The sequence below is a fragment of the Eubacterium sp. MSJ-13 genome (assembly GCF_018918235.1).
In the GTDB taxonomy this organism is placed as follows: Bacteria; Bacillota; Clostridia; order Lachnospirales; family Lachnospiraceae; genus Butyribacter.
In genome coordinates this window covers 1-5,568 of record NZ_JAHLQE010000154.1, presented here as the reverse complement: position 1 = coordinate 5,568, position 5,568 = coordinate 1, and the positions used below count along the sequence as shown (strand labels likewise).

Genomic DNA, 5,568 nt, shown 5'->3' with positions numbered 1-5,568 from the left:
TTTTTTTTTATCTTCTATAAGAGCATCTATTAACTTTGAGTATTTTGAAATCAAAAGTTTATTATCAAGATACTGCTGTAAAAAATTGTTACTATCAGTTGTAAATGTGATTTTGTTTCTTTTTAATAATAACTGTATAGCACATTCGGCAATAATATACATTATGTTTTCAGTATTCAGAATAACTTTTTCTGAGTCTATTATATGGAGTAAATTCTGACATACAGACAAATTGGAGCTATCGCCTGAGACATAAGATTTATATAAAAAATTTCCACTTATAAACTTTTTATTCCGCCTGCTTTTTAAGTATGATTTTTTCCCTGAAAATATGTCCTTTTTTAGCGTATCAACATAAGATTTGGTAAAAAAAGGAGTATTGTTTTCAAAATATTGGGCCTGTATTTTGTTTAGTTTTAACCAGTTCCTTCCTGTTGCCAAAGAAATTGTAAGTTCATTACATAATTCTTTTAAAGTTATATAATCTGTATTTTCAGGAGCCTCTGATACCCGTTTGTCAGACGGCTTTTTAGCATTTGCAGGAATCATCCAAACTCCGTTTACCATATGGCTTCCTACAATTCGTTCTGTTTCACAGAGCTTTTGTACGCGTCTTTCTGATAAATTGAATTTTGAAGATGCTTCTTTTACTGATATAAAATCCATGAAATTCTCCGTTTCTAAGTAAAATATTTATGAACTGTGAATAGATATTACAGTTTATTAAATGTGTACAATATTTAGTATATATATTTTAACGAATAAAATCAATATTAATGATAAAATAAAATCATATGGAAATCACAAAACACTTGCAACTTTCCTTATTTTCCCTCATAATAGAAACCATCATTTGTCACACGAATGTAAAGTGTATGCACATTTTAAAGAGGGAACAACAAATGTTCCTGACTAAAAATAACTGGAGGATAAAAATGTCAGAAACAAATATCAAAATTGGAAATTACACAATAACAGATGTCGATATAGACACATTCATTTCAGGGATGCCACAGGAACAGCAGATGTACAGAGCAATGCCTGAATTCCGTAAACAGTGCGAAGAAAGATTGGAGGAAATCTGCCTTTTTGCAATGTATGGTGAGGAAGAAAAGAAAGATGAGACAGAAATGTTCAAGACATCAATGGTAATGGCAAAGAGAGATATCTTAAGCCAGATAGCCATGGCAGAACTTTTGAAAGACATCTCAGTATCAGACGAAGAAGCAAAAGAATATTTTGGCGGACACTCAAAAGAATTTGCATCACAGGCATCAGCAACAGCAAAGCATGTACTTGTAGATGATGAGGGCAAGGCAAACGAGATTAAAGAAGAAATCGAATCAGGAGCAAAAAGCTTCGAGGATGCAGCAAAAGAGTATTCAACATGCCCATCCGCACAGAAAGGTGGAAGTCTTGGAACATTCGGCAGAGGCCAGATGGTCAAAGAATTTGAAAACGCCGTATTTGACGGAGAATTAAACAAAGTAATCGGACCTGTAAAAACACAGTTCGGATATCATCTTATCTGGGTAGATGACAAAAACGAAGGCGAAGTACCTGAATATGACAAAATAGCAGAGCAGGTAAAAAGCTACCTTGTAAACAAAAAACAGCAGGAAACATACCAGAACAAACTCAAGGAACTCAGAGAAAAGTACTGCAAATAGAAAGTAAAATAAATTTACTATAAAAATTGCTGCTATGCAGCAAAAAAATAAACTTTACAACACACAATAAAAATGCAAATTTCATGCGGCTTCACAGAAATAAAATTTTCAGTAAAGCATGCAAAAATGAAATTTGCATTTTTTATTATTATCTGCATCAAAATTTATATCAGCATCGTTATAAATATTAGACAGGACACAAATATAATGTATGTATAAAATAGTAAAATTAAATAGCAGTCAAGCGGATATTCGCAATCCACTCTGCTAATTGCTTGATGGTGTTAAATCAAAATTAAACTAAACATTGTTTGCAAACAAAAATTACAGACCAACAAAACACAGATTGTGCCGGAATGATAAATAATGTAAGCCGGCATTTATCATCGCCATCAGTACTAAAGGTTGGTATTTTCAACCTTTAGTACTGCTATGAGCGATGAATAGCGGAAGCGTGCCGGCGTTATTATTTATCATTCCGGTACAATCGTCCGTCAATCACCACACCCATCAACCCAAAGGAGGTGAACCGCATGTCACATGTCACCAAAGCAAAAAAGTGGGAACAAGAGCAGCGGCAAAAGCTCGAAAAAGTATATAAATTATACGGCAGCAGAATGTTTTACAGAGCAATGCAGATATTAAACCAGCGTGAGGATGCAGAGGACGCTGTCCAGAACTGTATCATAGCGATATCAAGGCACACAGACTGCATAGACCTTGATAATGAAGCAAAAACGCTATCTTTTGTATATACGGTCATAAGCCACTGTGCCATTGACATATACAGAAAGAACAAAAGAAACAGACAATCAAATGTAAATATTGATGACATAACAGAGCAGGCAGGAAATGTTGACATTGAAAATGAGGTGTTTGTTTCAATGGAGTTAAAAAGAGTGGTAGAAGAAATTAAAAAACTTGATTTTACTTATCGTGAAGTTTTGTCACTGTTTTATCTGAATGAGATGAATCCGAGAGAAATTTCAGATTTGCTTGGGCTTCCATATAATACGGTCAGGTCAAAAATCAACCGAGGAAGAAAGAAACTGTTAAAAAGTCTTGATGGAAAGGAGTGAGCTGTATGAGCAGGAATAACATGAGAAACGGTTTTGAAAAAAAGAGATTTAAGGGTAGTGATGAGATGATAAGAAAAGCCTTTAAGATTTATAGTGAGAAGGATTTGGAGAATTCTATGGGAGATTTTGATTTTGAATATAATGATGACAAGATTTTTGAAGATAAGATATATTCTGTTATTAGCAGGCTGCCGATAAAAAATCCACGCTCAAAAGCACATATCATATGTATTGCAGTCGTGTGTTTTGTATTGCTGGCAGGGCTTGCAATAGGTTATATATACATGGGAAGCAGAAAGCAGGCGGGAGAAACAAATGTATTGGAAAGTGTATGTAAAGAAGCAAGGGAGCGTTATGAACTGGGTCAGAATTTAGGTAATTTAAGTATGGTAATGGGTGATGACGATGCAGATTTTGGTATTAATACAAAAGAAGACCGGCAGTGGTATTATTATAACAATCAGAATACGGCGGTTTATGTAGATACAAAGAGTTATTCAGAAAGCGGTTATCTTTACAGTCTTTATCAGATAAATGAAGACGAAGAAAAACAGATTACACAAAAGGGAATTGCACTTAAAAAAGCGGATAAGACTAAGAAGCTGACACCGTTTTTGGGAAATGCTCCAAAGGGCAGTAAGTATTCTATTGGAAATATATATTTTATAGGTGGGCGTGAAAGTAGAAAGTTTATTATATATAAAGACAGGTCAGATGCTATGTACATTGGAAAATGTGTTGGAATTGAAAGTCTGAGCGAACATAATATAACAGATAGTAAAAAATCGGACAAAAAAGGTTCGATTTCTCTGAATAAGTATTTTAAGGATATTATGGATATAAAAGACGGAAATGGAATACGTGAGACAATGCTTGAAAGATTTAAGGCAAAATCTAAAGATAATCCAGATAAAAGACTTGCCGTTTGGAATGGGGAAAAATCAGGTGATGAGTTTTATAAACTTATTACAAAAGGAAATTCTTTTGAAATCCGAGATATGTATAAGCAGAAGTTTGTAATGACTGCAAAAGAAAATCCTGATAAGTGCTATTATCTGGCAGTTGAAAATGATGCGGGTGAGCTTAGTATATTTGGAATAATACTTGACGGAAAGGATGTTGATGTTTATATTGAACCTGTGCATAAAGCTGGAGTATATCTGAAACTTTCAGATGAAAATGCGGCGGCACTTAAAAAGCTGATAAAAGAAAATGACAAATAGGTTTTGAAAAAATATACTAGGAGATTATGTAAATATGAATAGCGAATACACACATATAAAACATGAATTTGAAGCGGTTTTTGATAAAAATTCAGAGGTTCTGATTCTCGGTACGCTTCCGTCTGTGAAGTCAAGGGAGAACAATTTTTATTATGGGCATCCGCAGAACAGGTTCTGGAAGCTTATCGCGGCTTTGTGTCAGGAAAAAAATGTCCCACAGACTATAGAAAGCAAGAAGGAAATGCTACTTAGAAATCATATAGCGGTGTGGGATGTTATCTCGGAGTGCGATATTATAGGTTCAAGTGACAGTTCAATAAAAAATGTTGTTCCCACTGACCTGTCGGTTATCTTAGACAATGCTGATATTGACAGGATATACGCAAACGGCGGCAAGGCATATGAACTCTATATGAAATATCAGTATGACAAAAATGGCAGGAGGATAATAAAACTTCCATCGACAAGTCCTGCAAATGCGGCTTACAGCTTAGAAAGGCTCAAAGAGCGCTGGGAAGGTATAGTTTGAGATTTCTGTGAAAAATTAGCAAAATATACTATTGTAAATAGCTATTGATTATAATATAATTATATAATGGCTGTATTTATATGTATATATGATATTGGGAGGTCATATATATAATGTTTTAAGCTGTAGTAGTTCTTTGTATTGTATAAAAACAAAGAATATTGTGCTTTTGCAGTCATGTAGCATTTTTGATTTTATTATACAAAAGGAAAAGGAGACTTTTTATGAGCAAACAAAAAAATGACTTTAAGCCGTTTATCCCAGCGGATAAAGTCATGCCTGAATTTACCCCGACAGCCGTTGTTCTCGGTATCATTCTCGCAATAGTTTTTGGAGCTGCAAATGCTTATCTTGGGCTTAGGGTAGGTATGACGGTATCGGCATCTATACCGGCAGCAGTTATTTCAATGGGTGTCATTCGCTTTATTTTAAAGAAAGATTCGATTCTTGAAAATAACATGGTTCAGACTATCGGTTCAGCAGGTGAATCATTAGCCGCAGGTGCCATTTTCACACTTCCTGCACTTTATATGTGGGCAAGAGAGGATTCATCAATACAGATGCCTTCATTCTTCACGATTGCGGCTCTTGCCGTTGCAGGTGGTGTTATAGGTGTTTTATTTATGATTCCACTTCGTACAGCACTTATCGTTGAGGAGCATGGAAATCTTCCATTCCCTGAGGGAACAGCCTGTGCAGAGGTTCTTCTTGCAGGTGAGGAAGGCGGAAGCAAATCAAAACTTGTATTCTCAGGTCTTGGTATCTCAGCATTGTACAAGTTTGTAACAGACGGACTTATCTTATTCCCATCAGAGATAAGCTGGGATATCTCAGTTTATAAGGGATCAGCCTTCGGACTTGATGTACTTCCTGCCCTTATCGGTGTAGGTTACATCTGTGGTTCAAGAGTTGCTTCATATATGTTTGGCGGAGCTATCGTAGGATGGTTTGTTATCATGCCTCTTATGCACACTATCGGTGCATTGGGCGGGGACAGTGCAATCTTATTCCCTGCTACAAAAGCTATAGCAGATATGGCACCGGCAGAGCTTTGGAGCAATTATGTA

The 5,568-nt window shown here is 35.5% G+C and carries 6 protein-coding genes; 5 read left to right on the top strand and 1 reads right to left on the bottom strand.

Annotated features, from left to right (window positions below):
* The coding region (locus tag KQI69_RS10530; RefSeq protein ID WP_371818813.1) for a hypothetical protein at positions 1 to 666 on the bottom strand (666 nt) is incomplete at its 3' end.
* 269 nt (positions 667 to 935) lie between these two features.
* On the opposite strand from KQI69_RS10530, the gene KQI69_RS09500 reads away from it, so the two are divergent.
* The 5 genes from KQI69_RS09500 to KQI69_RS09480 form a co-directional block, all read left to right on the top strand.
* The gene (locus KQI69_RS09500) at positions 936 to 1,670 is read left to right on the top strand and encodes a peptidylprolyl isomerase (RefSeq protein ID WP_216565142.1); all 735 of its coding nucleotides are present in this window, start codon (positions 936 to 938) and stop codon (positions 1,668 to 1,670) included.
* 533 nt (positions 1,671 to 2,203) lie between these two features.
* Positions 2,204 to 2,749, top strand: coding sequence for an RNA polymerase sigma factor (locus tag KQI69_RS09495; protein WP_216565141.1), 546 nt, complete (start codon positions 2,204 to 2,206; stop codon positions 2,747 to 2,749).
* 5 nt (positions 2,750 to 2,754) lie between these two features.
* Complete coding sequence (locus KQI69_RS09490; protein ID WP_216565140.1) at positions 2,755 to 3,972, top strand: hypothetical protein; 1,218 nt, start codon at positions 2,755 to 2,757, stop codon at positions 3,970 to 3,972.
* Between the two features lie 34 nt (positions 3,973 to 4,006).
* Positions 4,007 to 4,501: a DNA-deoxyinosine glycosylase gene (locus KQI69_RS09485; RefSeq protein WP_216565139.1), complete on the top strand. Its 495-nt coding sequence runs from the start codon at positions 4,007 to 4,009 to the stop codon at positions 4,499 to 4,501.
* A 224-nt stretch (positions 4,502 to 4,725) separates the two neighbouring features.
* On the top strand, positions 4,726 to 5,568 hold an 843-nt coding region (locus KQI69_RS09480), incomplete at its 3' end, for an OPT family oligopeptide transporter (protein WP_216565138.1).

Excerpts from the sequence above, each read along its gene's own strand:
- KQI69_RS09500 (WP_216565142.1), top strand. The coding sequence starts at position 936 with ATGTCAGAAACAAATATCAAAATTGGAAATTACACAATAACAGATGTC.
- KQI69_RS09495 (WP_216565141.1), top strand. The coding sequence starts at position 2,204 with ATGTCACATGTCACCAAAGCAAAAAAGTGGGAACAAGAGCAGCGGCAA.
- KQI69_RS09490 (WP_216565140.1), top strand. The coding sequence starts at position 2,755 with ATGAGCAGGAATAACATGAGAAACGGTTTTGAAAAAAAGAGATTTAAG.
- KQI69_RS09485 (WP_216565139.1), top strand. The coding sequence starts at position 4,007 with ATGAATAGCGAATACACACATATAAAACATGAATTTGAAGCGGTTTTT.